We start from the raw sequence: 19,452 nt of genomic DNA, 5'->3' as shown, positions 1-19,452 counted from the left end.
GTCCGCGCGCGATCCGAAGGCCGTATGAAGCCGCCGCGCGGCGCACTTCACACAGACTTCACACAGTGGCGGCGCTGGCCGTGGCGACTTCAAGGCGCCTTCCAACTGCCTTCTCGCAGGCTCACGACAGTGAGGGCCGTGCAAGTTCGCACGCAGAAGGACACCCGCCATGGACACCCCCACCACCCCACGCCCCGGCCGTTGGCTCTGGCTCGCCACCGTGAGCCTGGCGACCGTGGGTTTCATCGCCATGGGCGCCCGTCCGGTGCACGCGCAGGACGCGCCCGCCGGTCCGCGCCTGAAGACCGAGAGCCCGTATTTCTTCGTCAAGAGCGACGACCCCTCGGTCGACCGCCTGCCGCTCAAGGGCACGGAGGTCGCCGTGAAGATCTCGGGCGTGATCGCCGATGTCACGGTCACGCAGACCTACCGCAACGAAGGCCAGCGCGCCATCGAGGCGAAGTACGTGTTCCCCGGCTCCACCAAGGCGGCGGTGAGCGGCCTCAACGTGCGCCTGGCCGACCGACTCATCACGGCGCAGATCCGCGAGAAGCAGCAGGCGAAGATCGAATACGACACCGCCAAGAAGGAAGGCAAGACCGCCGCGCTGCTCGAGCAGCACCTGCCCAACGTGTTCCAGATGAACGTCGCCAACATCCTGCCGGGCGACGACGTGAAGGTGGAGCTGCGCTACACCGAGCTGCTGGTGCCGCAGTCGGGCAACTACCAGTTCGTGTTCCCGACCGTGGTCGGGCCACGCTACAACTCGCCGCAATCGGAGAACGCGCAAGCCAAGTGGGTGGCGCAGCCCACGTTGCGCGCCGGCGTGGCGCCCGGCACGAGCTTCAAGCTCACGGCGAGCATCGACACGCCGATGGGTCTGAAGGAGATCCGCTCCGCCACGCACACGATCGACGTGAAGAAGCGCGACGAAGACCAGCACGCCGACATCACGCTGGGCGCCGACGGCCGTCCTGCCGACAACCGCGACTTCGTGCTCGACTACCGCCTGGCGGGCGAGAAGATCGAGTCAGGCCTGATGCTCTACAAGGGCCACGGAGAGAACGCCGAGAACTTCTTCCTCGCCATGGTCGAGCCGCCCAAGGCCGTGGCCGCCAGCGCCATCTCGCCGCGCGACTACATCTTCGTGGTCGACATCTCGGGTTCGATGCACGGCTTTCCGCTCGACACCGCCAAGACCGTGCTCGAACGCCTGATCGGCGGCCTGCGCCCCAGCGACACCTTCAACGTGCTGCTGTTCTCGGGCAGCAACAAGATGCTGTCGCCGCAGTCGGTGCCGGCCACACGCGCCAACATCGAGCAGGCGCTCGCCACCATCAGGAACTACAGCGGCAGCGGCAGCACCGAGCTGATCCCCGCGCTCAAGCGCGTGTATGCCGAACCCAAGGCCCCGAACGTGTCGCGCACCGTGGTGGTGGTGACCGACGGCTACGTGACGGTCGAGCGCGAGGCCTTCGAGCTGGTGCGCAACAACCTCTCCAAGGCCAACGTGTTCGCCTTCGGCATCGGCTCCTCGGTGAACCGCAGCCTCATGGAAGGCATTGCGCGCGCCGGCATGGGCGAGCCCTTCATCATCACCGACCCGGTGCAGGCACCCGAGCAGGCCGCGCGCTTCCGCCGCATGGTGGAGTCGCCGGTGCTCACCAGCGTGAAGGCCACTTTCGGCGGCCTCGACGTGTACGACGTGGAGCCGCAGGTGCTGCCCGACGTGCTGGGCGAGCGACCGGTGATCGTGTTCGGCAAATGGCGCGGTGAGGCGAAAGGTCGCGTGATCATCGAAGGCGAGAGCGCCAGCGGCCCGTACCGCGAGGAAGTGCGCATCACGCCGCAGACGCGCCAGGACACCGCCGCGCTGCGCACCCTGTGGGCGCGCCACCGCATCCAGAGCCTGAGCGATCAGGAGGCGCTCGAAGGCAGCGCCGCCTTCAAGGACCGCATCACCGAGCTGGGCCTGAAGTACAGCCTGCTCACGCAATACACCAGCTTCATCGCGGTGGATAAGGTGGTGCGCAACGTCGCACCGCAGAACAGCGCGGACGTGAACCAGCCGCTGCCCATGCCTCAGGGCGTGAGCGACCTGGCCTTGGGCGCCGAAGTGCCGAGCACGCCGGAGCCGGAAACGCTGGGCGCCATCGCCGTGGTGCTGTCGATGCTGGCCATGCTGCGCCGCCGCGTACGTCGCAGCGATCCGCGCCGCTTCACCTCCTGAACAGGACGCACGACCATGTCTTTGGCAACCTTGGCCCATCACCATCCGCGCGTCGTGGACTGGGCCATCCGCATCGACCGCACGCCGGCCTTCGGCTGGCTCGCACTCCAGTGCGCTGCGCTCGCTCCCACCTGGGTCTGGATGGCCCGCCGCCTGCAGGACGGCTCCGACGATCCGCTGGGCCTCGTCGCGCTGGTCGCACTGGCCGCGCTCGCCTGGCAGTGCCGGCGCGAGCTGCGCGCCTCGCCGCGTCTCGGCTGGCTCGCGCTGGCGGGCCTGGGCACCGTGCTTGCCACGCTGCTGCGCACGGGCCTGGGCGGCCTGCCCGCACTGCCGCCGCTGGCTTCGGGCCTGGTGGCGGTGCTGTCGCTCGCGGCCGGGCTGCTGGCCTTCCTGCCGCGCGGCGTGGCGGCGCTGCCGGTGGCAGGGCTGTCGGTGCTGGCGCTGCCGCTGCTGTCGTCGCTGCAGTTCTACGCCGGCTATCCGCTGCGCGTGGTGACCGCCGAGGCCAGCCGCTGGTTGCTCGCACCGGGCTTCGAGGTGGCGCGCGAAGGCGCCACGTTGATGGTCGATGGCCGCCTCGTGATCGTCGATGCGCCCTGCTCGGGCGTGCAGATGGTGTGGCTGGGTTACTTCACGGCCTGCGCGGTCGCGCTGTGGGCACGGCGCAGCGACCAGGCCTTCCTGCGCCGCCTGCCGGCCGTCGGCCTGCTGGTGTTGGCCGGCAACATCGTGCGCAACAGCGTGCTGATCGCCTGCGAAGGCGCGGGCCACGCGCTCGCGCCGTGGGCGCACAACGCACTGGGGCTCGTGCTGCTGGCCGCCGTGTGCGGCGCCATCGCCCGGCTCATGGTGCCGGCGCGCAGCGTGCAACTTCCGGCGATCGCCGGGCTGATCACCACCGAAGGAGGCCGCCGTGTCGATACCGTTCGTTGAGCGCTGGTTCGCCAACCATTTCATCAACCGCGTGGGCCACAAGAGCGCGTTCGCACTGGCGATGCTGCTGTGCGTGCTGTGGTCCGCCGCGGAGGCGCTGCGCGCACCCGCCGCCGAAGCTGATGCGGTGGCTTCCCACGAATGGCCGAGCCAGTGGGACGGCGTGCCGCTGCGCCCGCTGGCGCTCAGCGAGGTGGAGCAGCGCTTTGCCGACCGCTTCCCGGGCGCCATCGGCCGCATGACCGACGGCCACCAGACGCTGGTGATGCGCGCCGTGAACCGGCCCACGCGCATGCTGCATCCGGCCGCCGACTGCTACCGCGCGCTGGGCTATCGCATCGAGCAGGCGCGGCTGGAACGCGACGCGCAGGAGCGGCTGTGGCGCTGTTTTGTGGCGCAACGGCACGGTACGGCAAATTTCCGCGTCTGCGAGCGCATCGTCGATGCCCAGGGCACGGCTTTCACCGACACTTCAGCCTGGTACTGGGCGGCGGCCAGCGGCCAGTCGCACGGTCCATGGCAAGCTGTCACCGTGGCAAGACCGATGTGATGAGAACGCGTTTGTGAAGAAGACCCTGAGATTCGTGCTTTACGGGCTGCTGGCCCTTGTCCTGACAGCCCTGGTGGCCATCTTCCTGATCGCCAGGATCGCCCTCGCGCCGGCGGCGGGCGAGTGGAGCACCACGGTCAAGGTCGGCCCGCTCGACTTCGAGGTCGGCGTGCCCACCGCCGTGCGGCTGGCCACCTCGTCGTGGTTCGCGCCGCGGCTGGACGGCCATGCGATCGACACCCGCTTCGGCACCGTGCATTTCACCTGGAACGAAAAGACCGGCCAGCAGCAGATGCGCTGCGCGCCGTGCAGCGCCGACGTGCCGGCGCTCGGCACGCAGCCGATCAAGGTCGAGCGGCTGGTCGCCACCGTGCGGCGCGACGGCAACACGCTCGCCGGCACCTTCGAGGCCACACCCCAGGCGGCCGACAGCAATGCCCTGCTCCAGGGCAGCTGGACCGGCCGCCTCACGCCGAAGAACCTGCAACTCGACGCCCGCGTGCAGGACGCGCCCATCGCCCGCTGGTATGCGGTGCTGGTGCCGACGCTGCCCGAGCTGCAGCGCGCCCGTATCGGCGGCACGCTGGCGCTGCAGGCGCAATTGCTGCTGCCTGAAGCCACCTTCGCGGTGCAGCCGACCATCAGCCAGTTCACGGTCGAAGGCCTGGGCACCGAAGCCATGCTGGGCGCGCGCACCAGCTGCGGCCCGTCGGCCAAGCTGGCCAACGACAGCTGGCTGGCGCGTGCCGTCATCGCGGCGGAAGACCAGCGTTTCTTCAGCCATGCCGGCTACGACCTGACCGAAATCCTCGCCTCGATCGACCACAACCAGAAGCCCGGCCAGGCCCGGCGCGGCGGCAGCACGCTCACGCAGCAGCTGGCCAAGCTGCTCGTCACGGGCAGCGACCGCACGGCCGAGCGCAAGCTGCGCGAGCTGCTCTACGCGGTCGAGATGGAGCAGACGCTGGGCAAGGCCCGCATCCTGCAGCTGTACCTCGACAACGCGCCCTGGGGCGGCAACCTCTGCGGCGGTGAGGCCGCCGCGCGGCGCTACTTCAAGCGCAGCGCGCGCACGCTCGAACCCACGCAGGCGGTCTGGCTCGCGGCCATGCTGCACAAGCCGCAGGCCGTGCTCGAGCAATGGCGGCGCGACGGCCAGATCGACCCCGACCGCACCAAGTGGGTGGCCGAGAGCGTGCGCGGCATCAGCCGCAACCAGCGCGAGGCGCTGCTCAAGAGCGTGGCGGCAGCGAAGTACGCGCCACCGGAGGCTGTGCAATGAGCCTCGGTGCGCACGACATCGAAGCCATCGAGCGCGCCACCGTCGCCGCGGTGGCGCCCGAAGCCTGCGAGGAACTCGACGGCTGGCTGCTGCCTTTCGACCGCGGCACCGTCAAGCGCGCCCGCTCCGCCGTGCCGCTGCATCGCGGCGAGGTCGAACCCGCCACGCTCGACCGCATCGAGGACCGCTGCGACAGCCGCCAGGTCGCGCCCGCGCTGCGGCTGGCCGACGCTCCGTGCTTCGACACGCTGCGCGCCGAACTGGCGCGGCGGCACTACGTCGATGACAACCCGACCTGCGTGCAGACCGGATCGGCACGGCGCATGCGCGACCTCGTCGCGGCGGATGTCCGGGTGGCCGATGTCGATGCGTCGCCCGATCCGGCCTGGGCCGCGCTGTTCCTTGGCGAAGGCTTCGACCCGGTCGATGGCGTGCACCGCGTGCGCTCGCTGGCACGCGCCACGGGCTCGCTTTTTGCGAGCGTGCGCGAGAACGGCAGCACCGTGGCGGCGGGAGCGATGGCCTTCGGCCACGGCTGGGCCAGCGTCCACGGCATGCGCACCGAGCAATCGCAGCGCGGACGCGGCCTGGCCGGGCGCGTGCTCGCCGGGCTGGCGCAGGCAGCGCTGGCGCGCGGCTTCGAGCGCGTGTTCCTGCAGGTGGATGCGCAGAACCAGCCTGCGTTGGCTCTTTACAGACGCGCGGGCTTCGAAACGCGCTGGCAGTACCGCTACTGGCAGCGCCAGCAGTGGCCTGGTTGAGCTGAACAGCCTCATTGCAGTGGACGCCCCCACGGGTGGCGCGGTCGGGGCTTTGGTGCCACCATGGGCGCATGACGAACGTCCACGCCCACCACCACCCCACCGATCCCGTCGCCACCCCGCGCGGCATCGACCACATCGTGGCCGGTGTTTCCACCAGTGACGGCGACGGCGTCAAACTCACCCGCGTGCTGCAGCAGCCGCTGCAAAAGCGCCTCGACCCGTACCTGATGCTCGATGCCTTCGGCAGCGACAACCCGGGCGACTACATCGGCGGCTTTCCGAACCACCCGCACCGGGGCTTCGAAACCGTCACCTACATGATTGCCGGGCGCATGCGCCACCGCGACAGCGCGGGCCACGAAGGCCTGCTCGAGAACGGCGGCGTGCAGTGGATGACGGCCGGCCGCGGCCTCGTGCACAGCGAGCTGCCCGAGCAGGAGAAAGGCCTGATGGAAGGCTTCCAGCTCTGGCTCAACCTGCCCGCCAGGGACAAGATGCGCGAGCCCTGGTACCGCGACATCCAGAGCAGCGAGATCCCTGAATTCACCACTGCCAGTGGCGCGCACGTGCGAGTGATCGCGGGCGTGAGCCACGGCATCGCAGGCGCGGAGCAGCGCGCGCACACCGAGCCGCTGTACCTGGACATCACGCTGCCGCCCGGCGCCGAGTTCGCGCAACCGCTGCCGCCGGGGCACAACGCGCTGGTCTACGTGTTCCGCGAATCGCTGTGGATCGCGGGCAGCGAGGTGCCGACGCGGCGCATGGCCATCCTCGCGAACGACCCCGGCAGCGACGGCGCGGTGCTGCGCGCCGGTGCCACCAACCACAGCCCGGCGCGCGCGCTGCTGATCGCGGGCAAGCCGCTGAACGAACCCATCGCGCAGTACGGCCCCTTTGTGATGAACACGCAGGAGCAGATCAAGCAGGCGGTGCACGACTTCCAGAACGGCAAGCTCGGCTGAGCCTGTCGCTCTTTTCCTGGCTGTAGTCGCCCGCCTACCGAAAGACGGCGCCACGTTCGGGTCGCGTGGGCCGCTACGCCGCCTAGATTGCGGTCATGCCTCCCACGATACGCAAGGGACAGGCGCCGCCGATGCTGCAGCGCGCCGAGTTCCACGACCGCTTCATGCAGAGCTTCCACGACCCGGCGTTCCGGGCCGAAGCCGGTGCGCTGCAACGCCTCGAGGACATCGCCTGGCAAGCGTACGACGAGGGCCGCAAGGCGCCCGTGACGCGTCGCGCAGGTCCTGGCTATGCGGACCCCGACTACGAACTCTCGGTCGACTGGCTCGATGCCCGCGCGCGCATCGACGCGGCGCAGGACGCCTGGGGCCGGCCCGAAACCCGTTCGCGCGTGCTGCTCGTCAACGGCTCGCCGCGCAACGACGGCACCTGCCCCGGCGAGATCTCCAAGACCTGGCGCCTCACGCAGTGCGCGCGCGAGGTGCTCGAAGGCGGTGGCATCGAGGTCGACGTGCTCGACCTGAGCCGGCTCACCTCGGACTACGGGCGCCACATCCATCCGTGCAAGGGCTGCGTCTCCACCGCGATGCCGCTGTGCCACTGGCCCTGCAGCTGCTACCCCAACCACGCGTTGCGCCAGACCGGCGACTGGATGAACGAGATCTATGAACGCTGGGTGGCTGCGCACGGCGTGATCCTGCTCACGCCCACGCACTGGTACCAGGCCGCGAGTCCGATGAAGCTCATGATCGACCGGCTCGTGTGCGCCGATGGCGGCAACCCCGACCCCACCAGCACGCACGGCAAGAAGCCCGACGAAGCCAAGGCCCTCGAACTTGAAGGCTGGGGCTACCCGAAGCACCTCGAAGGCCGTGTCTACGGCGTGGTGGTGCACGGCGACGTGGCCGGCCCCGAGGGCCTGCGCCGCAACCTCACGGACTGGCTCGACTGGATGGGCCTGGTCGACGCCGGCGCGCAGGCGCGGCTCGATCGCTACATCGGCTATTACGAACCCTATGCCACCAGCCACGACGCGCTCGACGCCGATGCCGACGTGCAGGAGGAAGTGCGCAATGTCGCGCGCGCGGTGGTGCTGGCGGTGGCCGCGTTGCGCGCGGGCAAGCTGCAGGTGCCTGATCGCGGGTTGAAGCCGCCCAGGCCCAAGTAAGTCACACCCCGCGTGGCCCACCCGCGCTGCGGTTCATGCTTCTTTACGCAAGCTAACGCTCGCCTCACGGCGGCGTTACAGAGGCGCTCCACACTTCGTCTCACCCGCTGCCCTTTGGTGGCGGACTTCTTCGAAAGGAAGCGCGTCTCATGATCTCTCTTCGCCAACGCATCGTCTGGGCCAGCCTGTTGGGGTCGGCCGCCCTCGCCTCCTCGGGCGCCTTCGCTCAAGCGCCGGCCGCCACCCCGTCGACCGCCGCGCCCACGGCCGCCACGGCACCCGCCGACGGCACGGCCGCGCCCAAGGCGCAACACAAGCGCATGGACCCGGCGCAGCGCATGGAGCGGATGAAGGAACACCGTGCCAAGCGCATGGCGGCATTGAAGGACAAGCTCAAGCTCACCAGCGCCCAGGAAGGCGCATGGACCAGCTTCACCGAGTCCCGCCAGCCGCCGGCCGGTGCGCGCCCGCAGCGCATGGACCGCGCCGAGTTCGCCAAGCTGACCACGCCGCAGCGCCTGGAACGCATGCAGGCCCGCCAGGCCGAACGCAGCGCGATGTTCGCCAAGCGTGCTGAAGCGACCAAGACCTTCTATGCCGCGCTGACGCCCGAGCAGCAGAAGACCTTCGACGCCGAGACCGCGAAGTTCGGCGGCCACGGCCATCGCGGGCACCGCGGCCACGGCGGCCATGAAGGCCACCACGGCGCAGCCCCGGCCAAGAGCTGACCCGGCGACCGGCTGAAGGGGCCGGTCTCCAGGAAAGGGCAAGAAAAAGCCCGCGACGCTCAAGGTGTCGCGGGCTTTTTCGTGGGCACGCCCATTCGCGTGCAGCGTTACTGCGGCGTGCCCGTCTTCTCGGTCGGGTTGGTCGGCACGGCCGGGCGTTCACCCGGCTGACCGAAGCGCGGCTTCACGTGGTGGGTCTCGGCGCGAACCTCCGCGCGCGAGCGCTCGCCAGTGGGCGCAGGCATCGCGTTGGGCTGGTGGTTCACGGTGGTGCTGGCCTCGCCCTTGGGCACGACGCTGTTGGCGTTGTTGCGGTTCTGTGCGCGGGCCTCGGCCTTCACGGCTTCACGCGAGGCGGGCATCGAGCTGTCGCCCGCCATCGGCGCGGCGGGCGCCGGCTTCTGGGCCTGGGCGACGCCGGCGCCCAGCAGGGCGGCGAGCAGCGCGGCGGGGATCGTCAGGCGTTGCAGGGTGGTCATCATGGAATGCTCCTTTCGGAAGATGGAAAAAGCAAAGCGCGGTGCCGTTTCAGTGAGATCGGTGAGTGAGAAGGCGTCGGCTTTGAAACCACCGTAGGAGCCTCGTTTCAGGCGCCGTGTCGGGGTGCGGCAGGCCTGCCTGTAGGAGCCCGCCGCCCTTGCGTGAAAGCCGCCCGAAGAAGGTGGCGCGTTCCTACAGTCGTCGCGCGCGGGGCCACGTACAACGAGGGCACCGATGTCCTCTTCCCCTTCTTCTCCGCTGCCTGACGCTGTTGCTGCGGCTGCCGTGGTTGCCGCACCGGCCTCGCTCAAGGTGATGACCGTGAACACCCACAAGGGCTTCACGGCGCTCAACCGCCGCTTCATCCTTCCGGAGCTGCGCGACGCGGTGCGCACCGTGGGCGCCGACGTGGTGTTCCTGCAGGAAGTGATGGGCACGCACGCGCGCCATTCGCGCAAGGTGAACAACTGGCCCGAGGCGCCGCACTACGAATTCCTGGCCGACACCATGTGGCCGCAGTTCGCCTACGGACGCAACGCGGTGTATCCGAAGGGGCACCACGGCAACGCGGTGTTGTCGAAGTTTCCGATCGTGCACTTCCGCAACCACGATGTGTCGGTGAGCGGCCCCGAGAAGCGCGGCCTGCTGCACTGCGTGCTGCGCCTGCCCGGGCGCACGGTCGACGTGCATGCGATCTGCGCGCACCTCGGGCTGGCCGAGGCGCATCGGCAGCAGCAGCTGGAACTCCTGTGCCACATCGTGCGCGACGAGGTGCCGGCCGACGCGCCGCTGATCGTCGCGGGCGACTTCAACGACTGGCGCGGCCGCGCGCATGACGTGCTCGCCGAAGGCGCCTCGCTGCGCGAAGTGTTCGTGCATGCCCACGGCCGCGCAGCGCGCACCTTTCCGGCGCGCCTGCCGCTGCTGCCGCTGGACCGCATCTACGTGCGCAACGCGAGCGTGCATGCACCCGTGGTGCTGCCGCGCCGGCCCTGGTCGCATCTGTCGGACCACGCCCCGCTGGCGGCGGACATCGACCTGTGAACGGCGAGGCGACGATGCAGGACACCCACGAACGCGCCGGCCACTGGACCGCCGGCAACCGCATCGAACTGCTGGAGAACGGCGAGGAGTTCTTTCCGCGCGTGTTCGAGGCCATCGGCGCGGCGCGGCGCGAAGTGATCATCGAGACCTTCATCCTGTTCGAGGACAAGGTGGGCCTGGCGCTGCACGCGGCCATGCGTGATGCGGCGCTGCGCGGCGTGAAGGTCGACCTGATGATCGACGGCTTCGGCTCGCCCGACCTCTCGCACGAATACCTCGAAAGCCTTGCCAGCGCCGGCGTCAAGGTACGGGTGTTCGACCCCGGCCAACGCTTCCTGGGCCAGCGGCTCAACGTGTTCCGCCGCATGCATCGCAAGATCGTGGTGATCGACGGCGCGCGCGCCTTCGTGGGCGGCATCAACTATTCGGCCGATCACCTGCTCGACTTCGGACCCAAGGCCAAGCAGGACTACGCGGTCGAACTGGCAGGGCCGATCGTGGCGGAGATCCACCAGTTCGTGCTGCGCGCGATCGCGCTCGGCGGCAAGGGCGCGGGCTGGTTCCGGCGCCGGCTGAAGCAGGCGCCGCCCGTGTCGCAGCAGCAGGCCGCGGCGGGCGAGGTCGACGCGATCTTCGTCACGCGCGACAACCGCCGTCACACCAACGACATCGAGCGCCACTACCGCGCCGCGATCCGCGCCGCGCGCGAGCGCATCGTGATCGCCAACGCGTACTTCTTTCCGGGCTACCGGCTCATCAAGGAACTGCGGCGCGCGGCGCGCCGGGGCGTCGACGTGCGCCTGATCCTGCAGGGCGAGCCCGACATGCCCATCGTGAAGACCGCCGCCGGCATGCTGTACCACCACCTGCTGCACGCGGGCGTGCGCATCTACGAGTACTGCGACCGCCCGCTGCACGGCAAGGTCGCGCTCATGGACGACCGCTGGAGCACCGTGGGCTCGAGCAACCTCGATCCGCTGAGCCTGTCGCTCAACCTCGAGGCCAACGTGGTGGTGCGCGACACCGCGTTCAACGGTGTGCTGTGGGAGCGCATGGACCGGCTCATGCAGCACAGCTGCAAGCAGATCGACACGGAAGACCTGGCCAGCGAATGGAGCGGCTGGCGGCTGGTGCGCAGCTTCTTCGTCTTTCACTTCTTGCGCTGGTATCCGTCGTGGCTCAACCGGTTGCCGCGCCATGCGCCGCGGCTGACGCCGGCCGAGGCGACCGACCTCATGGCGCAGCAACAGAAAAAGCGCGACGAACAGGACGGCAGCGAAGGCTCGGCGCGCACGGAGGCCGCATGAGCACGGCGCTCGCGCTCACCCACCGGCCCTGGTGGCCGTGGGTGCGGCGTGTGGCGATCTGGGCCTTCTTCGGCGCCATCGCCTGGCTGCTGCTGAAGCAGGCGCGCACCATTGACTGGGCCGAGGTGTTCGCCGCGCTGCGCGCGTTGCCTGCGCCCACCCTGCTCGCGGCCGGCGCACTGGCCGCCGCCAGCTTCGCGCTCTACAGCACCTACGACCTGCTGGGGCGCCACCTCACGAAGCACCGGCTCGGCGCGGGCACGGTGATCGGCGTGACCTTCATCAGCTACGCCTTCAACCTCAACTTCGGCTCGCTGATCGGCGGTGTGGCCTTCCGCTACCGGCTGTACTCGCGCCTGGGGCTCGGCAACGAAACCATCACGCGCGTGCTGGGCTTCAGCATGCTGACCAACTGGCTCGGCTACCTGGTGGTGGCCGGTGCCGCGTTCTGCTTCTGGCCGATGGCGCTGCCGCCCGACTGGAAGATCGACGGCGGCGGCCTGCGCATGCTCGGCGCGGTGCTGCTGATGGTGTCGCTCGCGTACCTTGCGCTGTGCGCGTTGTCCGAGGGCCGTGTCTGGCGCGTGCGCGGCCATGTGCTGCGCACGCCGACGCTGCCGATGGCCTTGCTGCAGCTGGCGATGTCGTGCGTCAACTGGTCGCTCATCGGCGGCGTGATCTGGGTGCTGCTGCAGGGCGAGGTCGGGTATCCGCACGTGCTCGCGGTGCTGCTGGTCGCCGCCGTGGCGGGCGTCGTCACGCACGTGCCGGCGGGGCTCGGCGTGCTGGAGGCGGTGTTCGTGGCGCTGCTGGCGCACGAGGTGCCGGAAACACGGCTGCTGGGCGCGCTGCTGGCCTACCGCGCGCTCTACTACCTGGGGCCGCTGGCCGTGGCGCTCGTGGCCTACCTCGTCACCGAGGCGCGGGCGCGGCGGCTGCGCGCAGGGGCCGGCAACAACCACAACAATCGTTAAATATTGCCCGCAGCCAGGAAGCGGATCGGCGAAATGACGGTCAGAAATTGTTGCACTGCAACAATTCACACGGCGCAGGCCTATAGTGGCCCTCTGTTCCCCCACGCCCCCCTCTTCCCATGTCGTCCTTCAGTACCACCGCCCGCCTGGCCAGTCCGCTGATGCAATGGGTCGACCTGGCCCTCAAGACCCACGAGACCCTGCTGTCGTCCGGCGCGGTGATCCGCATGCGCACCGAGCGCATCGCCAGGGCGGGGCTCACGCCCAGCGCCTCCGACCTCGCGGAATTTCATCTGATGGGCCACGAAAAGCTCGCCGCGGCGAGCGAATCGGGCCTGGCGATGGTCAAGCAATGGAACAGCAGCCAGGCGTCGTTGGCTCAGCGTGCGTGGCAGCAGTGGCTGCAGGGCGCGACGGCCCTCTTCTCGCTGGCTGGCAGCTTCACGCCGGCCCAGGCGGCCACGCACGGTGACGCGTTCGTGCAGGCCACGGCGCGCGGCGCCAGCACGGCCGGTCAGTTCTCCGGCGTGGCGGCGCGGGTCGCGCGCGAAGGCCTGAAGCCGATCCATGCCGCCGCCACGTCGAATGCACGGCGACTGCTGGCCGAACTGCAGGCCTGACGGCCCTTCTTCTTTTTCAGATCAGGATGGCGCCGGGACCAGCGTCACCAGCGTGATTTCCGACGGCGCGCCGAAGCGCTTCGGCGGCCCCCAGTAGCCGGTGCCCCGGCTCACGTAGATCCACATGTCGTGCAACCGGTGCAGGCCGGCCGTGAACGGCTGCTGCATCGGCACGAACAGGTTCCACGGGAAGAACTGGCCGCCGTGCGTGTGGCCTGACAGCTGCAGCTGGTAGCCGGCCGCGGCCGCCACCGGCGCGCTGCGCGGCTGGTGTGCCAGCAGCACGCGGGTGTGAACGAGCGGCGGCGCGTCGTACAGCGCCAGGTGCGGATCGCTCGCATGCGCGGCGTCGAAGTGGCCGGCGGTGAAGTCGGTCACGCCGGCCAGCACCAGCGCGCTCTCGAACAGCTCTTCGTCGGTCTGCGCGCCGCGCACGTTGCGCGTCTGCAGCACCACGTGCTCGTTCAGCAGCACCGTCAGGCCGAGGCGGCGCAGCTCGTCGATCCAGGCATGCGCGCCCGCGTAGTACTCGTGGTTGCCCGTGACCACGAAGGTGCCGTGGCGTGCGCGCAGCCCCGCCAGCGGCGCGATGTGCTCGCGCAGCTCGGGCACGCTGCCGTCCACCAGGTCGCCCGTGATCGCGATGGCGTCGGCGCCGAGCCCGTTCACCGCGTCGACGATGCGCTGGATGTAGCCGTTGCGGATCGTCGGACCCACGTGGATGTCGCTGAGCTGGGCGATCGTGAAGCCGGCCAGCGCGGCGGGCAGGCCGCGGATCGGCACGTCGACCTGCTTCACGCCGGCCGTGCGGCGTGCGTTGACGAAGCCGACCAGCGACACGCCCGTGGCCAGCGCCAATGCCGCCAGCGCGCTCCACGGCGCCACCGTGCCCCAGGGCACCTGCAGGCCGCCCACTGCGCTTGCCAACCAGGCCAGCAGCAGGCCGAGGTCGCGCACCAGCGTCAGCACGAAGAGCGAGGAGAACCAGCCCATGCTGATCAGCCCGATCCAGTGCAGCGTCTCGCCCGCCGGCCTTGCCTTGCGGTCGGCACCCGCCTTCTGGCGACGCGACACGAACGGCAGCGGCATCGTGACCGCCGACACCGCCAGCAGCACGAGCACGAGCGGCCACGCAGGCGTGAGCGACGCCAGCGCGGGCAGCAGGCGCAGCGCGATATAGACGTGCAGGAGCGCGGTCAGGACGCTCAGGGGACGGATCGGCATCGGGATTGGGGGACGCGGGCATCGCCCGGGACACGCCATCTGCAAGGCGCATGCCGCGCATTCAAGGCGTCGAAGGCTGCCTGGGTCGCTATTTTTTCTATAGCGCAAGGCAACCGGATAGCGGGCGTTGTGGCGCCGCGGACGTGACGGTTCGGTGTCGGCCGCGGCGGGATGCCGCCGCGTCTATCGCACCGTGCGCGTGCCGGCCGACGCCATGTCGGTGCCCGCCGGCCATTCGAAGACGGCCTTGGCGGGCGCACCCGGCGACACCTGCAGCGTTTGCCGCAGTGTCTGGCCGCCGATGCGAGCCTCCACTTCATAGCGGCCCGGCTCGAGCCGCGCCACCATGAACGGTCCGCCCGAAACCACGTTGTCGAGCAGCGCCGTGCCGTGGCTGTCGCGCACCGTGACGTGCACGCCGGCGGCGAAGTCGGCGCGGCGGCCGTCCTTGATCGCGAATTCGAAGCTCGCGGGCCAGCGCGGCGACACGGTTTCCATCAGCTGCGCCTCGTCCTGGCCGATGCCGCCGCTCATGTACTCGACGCCGTGCGTCATGTGGATCGTCGGGTTCACGGCGGCCTGGGCCGGCTGCGCCGCGAGCGCGCCGCCGAGCAGCACGAGCAAGGCCGCTCCGGTTGCCGCGGCCACCGGCCGGGCGTGCGAGAACAGGGACAAGGGGGTGGTGGTGAGAGACATCGAAGCCTTCCTTTCCGGGCAGTGGTGGCGAAGGGCCACGCAGGAAGGCACTGTGCCGCGCACGACTTAAGGAAGACTTAACCGAACCGCGCGGACCGCAGCGGCCCGCGTCCGGCCGTCAGCGGGCGACGGTGGTCTGTGCCAGCGCTTGCGCCTGGGGCAGCGGCGGCGCGATCGAGGCCATGTCGAAGTTCGACGGCCAGACGAACGTGGCGCGCGCCGGAATGCCGGCAATCACGACCAGTTGCTGCGTGAGCGTGAGTCCGCCCAGCGTCACGTCGACGTCGTAGGCGCCCGGTTCGAGCCGCGCGAGCATGTAGGGCGCCTGGGTCTGCACTTCCATCACCGTCTGGCCCGTGTATTTCTGGCGCACCTGAATGGCCGCCTTGGCCGGGAAGCCGGCCTGCTGCGCGCCCTTGCCGTCGTTCACGCGGAAGTTGATGGTCGCGGCCCAGCGCGGCGCCACCATTTCCAGGAAGGCGGTTTCGCCCTTGGCGGCACCGCCGCACATGTATTCGATGCCCTGCGCGACCTGGATCGGCGGGTTCGAGAACGCATGGGCCGGCGACACGGCCCCGAGGAAGGCCGCTGCGGCCGATGCGCCGCCCAGAACCAGTGCCGCCACGGGCCGTTGGAAACGCTTGGGGTTCATTGCTCTGTGTGTCCTCGATCTTGCGTGACAGGAAATCCGTCAGGAATTTTGCTTAGCAAGAGTCGGGCTAGATATAGCGTTTACGAGGAAGCTTCTGCGTTGTGCAGGTGAATGCTATTGTTTTCATAGCTGGTGACGCCCGTGTGACGGGCGCCATTCACACTTTTCGGGAGCTTTTCATCGGAAACCCTGAGATGGGGCCCGCGAACCGGGGCGGTAGCGCGCATCGGACCGGCGCAGCCCGGGGTTCGCACCTGTGCGTGCGGACGCTTCAACGTCTATTGCCTGAATCGAATTCACAACAAAAGACGAAATTGGTGCGCAATTGACTGGGCATTCCCTAGCTATTGAAGGATCGACGAAGAAATTAGGCTCGGCCTTCCTTCCAATCGCTCGATTCAAAATGCCGCCTCTCCATTGCCGATTCGCTTTCCTGCTGCTGGGTTTGGGCCTGTCCATTCAGGCTGCAGCCCAGGTGCCCTTGCAGCCTGGCGCCGCGCCGATCCGCATTGGCGTCATCGGCCCTTTCACCGGGCCTTCGGCCGATTTCGGCGTGCCCATGCTCAACGGTGTGAAGATGGCCACCGACGAAATCAATGCCGTGGGCGGATATCTCGGCCGCTCACTCGAATTGGTCATCAAGGACGACCAGGCCAATCCGGAAATCGGTCGCTCGCACTCCCAGGCCCTCGCGAACGAAAAGGTGGTCGCCACCATTGGCTTCTGCAACACCGGCGTGGCGATGAATTCGCTGTCCGTTTTCAATGACGCGAAGTTGCCGCTGATCGTGCCCTGCGCCACCGGCTCGCCGCTGACCTCGACCTACCCGCCCGCCACGAGCTACGTGTTTCGCACGTCGCCCAAGGACGGCATCCAGGCACCCTTCGTGGTCGACGACCTGCTGGCGCGCGGCTGGAAACGGATCGCCGTGCTGCACGACGCCACCGGCTATGGCGAGGCGGGCCTGAAGGATGTCGAGAAGGCGCTGGCGGCCAGGAATCTCAAGCCCGTGTACGTGGGCCGCTTCCAGCTCGGCGTGAAAGACCTGACGAAGGAACTGTCGGAGGCCAAGGCGGCCGGCGCGGATGTCATCTTCAGCTACACCGTGGGCCCCGAAAACGCCGTCATCGCGCGCAGCCGCCAGGCCCTGGGTTGGAAGGTGCCGCAGGTGGGGCCCTGGACGCTGTCCTTCCCTTCGTTCATCGACGGCGCCCGGGACGCCGCCGAAGGCACCTTGGTGGCGCAGAGCTTCATCGCCGAGCCGAGCAACGAGCGCCGCTCGTCGTTCCTTTCCAACTACACGCGCAAATTCAACGCGAAGCGCATCCCGGTCCCGATGGCCGCCGCGCAGGCCTACGACGCCACCTACCTGCTGGCCCACGCGATGTTCAATGTGCCGAACGGCAAGCTCGAGGGCCCGGCGATCAAGACCGCGCTCGAGCAGCCCAAGCGCCCCTACTACGGCGTCGTCACGACCTACGACAAGTCGTTCTCGGACAAGGACAAGGACGCGATTTCGTCCAACATGCTGGTGATGGGCGTGGTGCGCAACGGGCAGATCACCTTCGCGTACCCCGAGGACGCCAAGCGCAACCTGTTCGTGCAACGCAAACAGTGAAAACGAAGAAGGCGTCCGTTGGACGCCTTCGCATTCGCAGCGCACAGCGCGACACGCGGCGTGTCGCGCCGTGGCACGTCATCGATCTGTAGGTTCTCAGAGTAGATGCAAAAGCTGCATCAAGCCTATCGGCAGGTTACGCATCTTTTCTGAGAATCTTCTGGACATGTTTCTCAGAGAACATGCAAAAAAGACGGTCTGCCCGAGGAGATGACGACCGACTGCTTTCTATCGTCTGCGAAGTCTGGCTTGTGCCGTGCTCCGAATCATCACTTCGCCAGAACACCGAGGACAGGTTGCACCTACTCTCCATTCGTCCTGTGAGCAACTGTCTCAAGTCTATCGATGATGTGAGGCACTCTAGTTGTTCGTCGGCGCGCCGCCAATGCGAACCTATCGCTCAAGAGTCGTCGTCAGGCGACGCAATCAAGCCAAGGTTGACCAAACGGTACTCCATGGCCTTCTTGCTGACACAAAATGACCTTGCCATCAATTCAACGAGCACCGCACGCTGACGACAAGACTTGGATAGCTGATCGAGGTGTTCGACGACTTCGGCTCTTGGCATTAAGAGTGACGCTGCAAACTGATTGGCTTCAATTTCCTGATCATCAATGGCCAGAGAAGATGTGGTGTTACGTCGATTGACAACCTGCTTGTCGACAAAGACTTCGCCTTTGTGACCCAGAATCAAATGACCGCACTCGTGCGCGACTGTGAACCGCCTGCGAACGAGGCTGTCGCTTTCATTTACGGCGATGGTGTTCAAGTCGCCTTTTCGCACCAGAACCCCCGACAGATCGTCAGTGAAGCTCTCGTGGACAACACGCGCGCTGTATGCAGCCGCCACTGCGGTTGGGTCAACTGGAATCGTGAGCTGTTTTGCTTTTTGTCGGGCCCCGATCGCCTCATCTTCAATAGCTGAGCGAGATCTAATCAAGAAGCACCTCGAAGTTGCTGAACAATTCGTAAATCGTGATCGTCGAGTACTTGTTCCAAGCCATCGACGCTCGGCGCACCGCCTACCCCTATCAGTTCCATCAGTCCGACCGCCAAGACGTTGCTCAAGGCGACAGCCTGATGAAGAGTCACCGCCTGACGCCCCGCTTCAATAGCAGCGACAGTCGGCCGCCCCATATCAGTCAACTCACCGAGCCGTTCCTGGCTCAGTTTTTGAGCGCGGCGTTGTTGTCGCACATTTGCGCCGAATCGTACGTACAGCTCTTCCACAACCAAATAATAGCAAACCCCAGTTATTTTGTCAATATAACTGACATTTTTGAGTTATCCACAGGTAAGTGGCCTGCAAGAGGCACGCTCCTTAGCGGTTTGGCAGTCTCTGTGGTACAGTGCCAAAGAGTTGCAGGGCCGAAAATGCAACAAGGGCCGGAACCTAGAAGGCCCCGGCCCTTGCTCCACCAAAGTAAGCACTTGGTGGCATGTCGATCAGCATCAGCTAAATCTGAATGGCAGTCGTGGTGGACAGCCTTGGATTCTACTGTGAACTGAAAGACATGACTCATCGCTTGGAAACGCGAGGGTTCATGCCGTATCAATAACTAGCGCAACTGACTGCGGGTCAAGTACCCGACTGCTGCACGTGCCAGCCGCCAGGCAATGGCACGTCCTTCCCCCTCAGCACATAGCTGAGGGTGCTAGATCGCTCGATCAAGAGCAATTCAGTTCATCAGTAAAAGGACAGAATCCAAAATGAGCAAAGCAACGCAACATGTTGTGCCCCACTCCGACGGGTGGGCCGTGCGCAAGAGCGGTTCGGACCGCGTCACTGAAGTCTTCCAGACTCAGCAGGAAGCGATCGACCGCGCGCGCGATATCAGCAAGAACCAGGAAACCGAGATGTTCGTCCACGGACGCGATGGCCGCATCCGTGAGCGCGACAGCTACGGGAACGATCCGTTCCCGCCGGCGGGCTAAAGAGAAACGCCCCGGCACTGCCTCTCGAGGTTGTGTCGGGGCATTTTTTTAACCACATCAACTCGGATTCTTGAATCATGAGCAGCTACTTTATTTCTTACGACCTGCACGCGCCGGACAAGAACTACGACGCGGTCATTGCAGCCATCAAGTCTGTTGGCGCCGACCGGAAACTGAGCCAGTTTTGTAGGTAGTGCCGAAGTAAAAGTGAGCCAGGTGTTCAACCTACCCTGCTGTTTATTTAAGCGGCGGGGTTCGAGGAGTGATCACCATGGACATGA

The 19,452-nt window shown here is 67.4% G+C and carries 20 protein-coding genes; 14 read left to right on the top strand and 6 right to left on the bottom strand.

Features of this window, described 5'->3' with window-relative positions; genetic code table 11:
- Positions 1-169: 169 nt before the first annotated feature.
- The 8 genes from D3H34_RS28930 (at position 170) to D3H34_RS28895 (ending at position 8,621) form a co-directional block, all read left to right on the top strand.
- A complete protein-coding gene (locus tag D3H34_RS28930; protein WP_119558035.1) occupies positions 170-2,230 on the top strand; it encodes a VIT and vWA domain-containing protein in 2,061 nt (686 codons plus the stop codon).
- A gap of 15 nt (positions 2,231-2,245) precedes the next feature.
- Complete coding sequence (gene xrtQ, locus D3H34_RS28925; RefSeq protein ID WP_119558033.1) at positions 2,246-3,166, top strand: exosortase Q; 921 nt, start codon at positions 2,246-2,248, stop codon at positions 3,164-3,166.
- Positions 3,147-3,716: a hypothetical protein gene (locus D3H34_RS28920; RefSeq protein WP_119558031.1), complete on the top strand. Its 570-nt coding sequence runs from the start codon at positions 3,147-3,149 to the stop codon at positions 3,714-3,716. The genes xrtQ and D3H34_RS28920 overlap by 20 nt, the downstream gene beginning before the upstream one ends.
- Positions 3,717-3,750: 34 nt before the next feature.
- Positions 3,751-4,998: a biosynthetic peptidoglycan transglycosylase gene (locus D3H34_RS28915; protein ID WP_286186395.1), complete on the top strand. Its 1,248-nt coding sequence runs from the start codon at positions 3,751-3,753 to the stop codon at positions 4,996-4,998.
- Positions 4,995-5,759, top strand: coding sequence for a GNAT family N-acetyltransferase (locus tag D3H34_RS28910; RefSeq protein ID WP_119558028.1), 765 nt, complete (start codon positions 4,995-4,997; stop codon positions 5,757-5,759). The genes D3H34_RS28915 and D3H34_RS28910 overlap by 4 nt, the downstream gene beginning before the upstream one ends.
- 71 nt (positions 5,760-5,830) lie before the next feature.
- The gene (locus D3H34_RS28905) at positions 5,831-6,724 is read left to right on the top strand and encodes a pirin family protein (protein WP_119558026.1); all 894 of its coding nucleotides are present in this window, start codon (positions 5,831-5,833) and stop codon (positions 6,722-6,724) included.
- Positions 6,725-6,819: 95 nt separating this feature from the next.
- On the top strand, positions 6,820-7,893 hold the full coding sequence (locus D3H34_RS28900) for a flavodoxin family protein (RefSeq protein WP_119558024.1): 1,074 nt from the start codon (positions 6,820-6,822) through the stop codon (positions 7,891-7,893).
- Positions 7,894-8,042: 149 nt separating this feature from the next.
- Positions 8,043-8,621 carry a Spy/CpxP family protein refolding chaperone gene (locus D3H34_RS28895; protein WP_119558022.1) on the top strand — a complete coding sequence of 193 codons (579 nt, stop codon included), beginning with the start codon at positions 8,043-8,045 and terminating at the stop codon, positions 8,619-8,621.
- A gap of 107 nt (positions 8,622-8,728) precedes the next feature.
- On the opposite strand, the gene D3H34_RS28890 is transcribed toward D3H34_RS28895, so the two are convergent.
- Positions 8,729-9,103, bottom strand: a complete 375-nt coding sequence (locus D3H34_RS28890) for a serine/threonine protein kinase (protein ID WP_286186393.1) — start codon at positions 9,101-9,103, stop codon at positions 8,729-8,731.
- A gap of 232 nt (positions 9,104-9,335) precedes the next feature.
- On the opposite strand from D3H34_RS28890, the gene D3H34_RS28885 reads away from it, so the two are divergent.
- The 4 genes from D3H34_RS28885 (at position 9,336) to D3H34_RS28870 (ending at position 13,046) form a co-directional block, all read left to right on the top strand.
- Positions 9,336-10,145 carry an endonuclease/exonuclease/phosphatase family protein gene (locus D3H34_RS28885; protein WP_119558020.1) on the top strand — a complete coding sequence of 270 codons (810 nt, stop codon included), beginning with the start codon at positions 9,336-9,338 and terminating at the stop codon, positions 10,143-10,145.
- Positions 10,146-10,159: 14 nt separating this feature from the next.
- On the top strand, positions 10,160-11,452 hold the full coding sequence (gene clsB / locus D3H34_RS28880) for a cardiolipin synthase ClsB (protein WP_119558047.1): 1,293 nt from the start codon (positions 10,160-10,162) through the stop codon (positions 11,450-11,452).
- On the top strand, positions 11,449-12,426 hold the full coding sequence (locus D3H34_RS28875; RefSeq protein WP_119558018.1) for a lysylphosphatidylglycerol synthase domain-containing protein: 978 nt from the start codon (positions 11,449-11,451) through the stop codon (positions 12,424-12,426). The genes clsB and D3H34_RS28875 overlap by 4 nt, the downstream gene beginning before the upstream one ends.
- A gap of 119 nt (positions 12,427-12,545) precedes the next feature.
- Complete coding sequence (locus D3H34_RS28870; RefSeq protein WP_119558016.1) at positions 12,546-13,046, top strand: polyhydroxyalkanoate granule-associated phasin; 501 nt, start codon at positions 12,546-12,548, stop codon at positions 13,044-13,046.
- Between the two features lie 21 nt (positions 13,047-13,067).
- Here D3H34_RS28870 and D3H34_RS28865 read toward each other — a convergent pair whose 3' ends face one another.
- The 3 genes from D3H34_RS28865 to D3H34_RS28855 form a co-directional block, all read right to left on the bottom strand.
- The gene (locus D3H34_RS28865) at positions 13,068-14,270 is read right to left on the bottom strand and encodes a metallophosphoesterase (protein ID WP_167481294.1); all 1,203 of its coding nucleotides are present in this window, start codon (positions 14,268-14,270) and stop codon (positions 13,068-13,070) included.
- A 183-nt stretch (positions 14,271-14,453) separates the two neighbouring features.
- A complete protein-coding gene (locus D3H34_RS28860; RefSeq protein WP_119558014.1) occupies positions 14,454-14,966 on the bottom strand; it encodes a hypothetical protein in 513 nt (170 codons plus the stop codon).
- Positions 14,967-15,084: 118 nt separating this feature from the next.
- On the bottom strand, positions 15,085-15,618 hold the full coding sequence (locus D3H34_RS28855; protein ID WP_119558012.1) for a hypothetical protein: 534 nt from the start codon (positions 15,616-15,618) through the stop codon (positions 15,085-15,087).
- Between the two features lie 403 nt (positions 15,619-16,021).
- Here D3H34_RS28855 and D3H34_RS28850 point away from each other — a divergent pair, with 403 nt between their 5' ends.
- Positions 16,022-17,236 (top strand): ABC transporter substrate-binding protein, encoded by a 1,215-nt coding sequence (locus D3H34_RS28850; RefSeq protein WP_119558010.1) that lies wholly within the window; start codon positions 16,022-16,024, stop codon positions 17,234-17,236.
- Between the two features lie 400 nt (positions 17,237-17,636).
- On the opposite strand, the gene D3H34_RS28845 is transcribed toward D3H34_RS28850, so the two are convergent.
- Positions 17,637-18,176 carry an ImmA/IrrE family metallo-endopeptidase gene (locus D3H34_RS28845; RefSeq protein ID WP_119558008.1) on the bottom strand — a complete coding sequence of 180 codons (540 nt, stop codon included), beginning with the start codon at positions 18,174-18,176 and terminating at the stop codon, positions 17,637-17,639.
- Positions 18,173-18,466 carry a helix-turn-helix domain-containing protein gene (locus D3H34_RS28840; protein ID WP_167481293.1) on the bottom strand — a complete coding sequence of 98 codons (294 nt, stop codon included), beginning with the start codon at positions 18,464-18,466 and terminating at the stop codon, positions 18,173-18,175. The genes D3H34_RS28845 and D3H34_RS28840 overlap by 4 nt, the downstream gene beginning before the upstream one ends.
- 480 nt (positions 18,467-18,946) lie before the next feature.
- Between D3H34_RS28840 and D3H34_RS28835 the strand changes: the two genes are divergently transcribed.
- Entirely contained in the window at positions 18,947-19,171 is a 225-nt protein-coding gene (locus D3H34_RS28835; RefSeq protein ID WP_119558004.1) for a DUF2188 domain-containing protein, read from the top strand.
- The last annotated feature ends 281 nt before the right edge of the window (positions 19,172-19,452 follow it).

Source organism: Acidovorax cavernicola, assembly GCF_003581445.1.
Note: the sequence above shows the minus strand (reverse complement) of the source record. Positions and strands in the feature narration are given on the sequence as shown.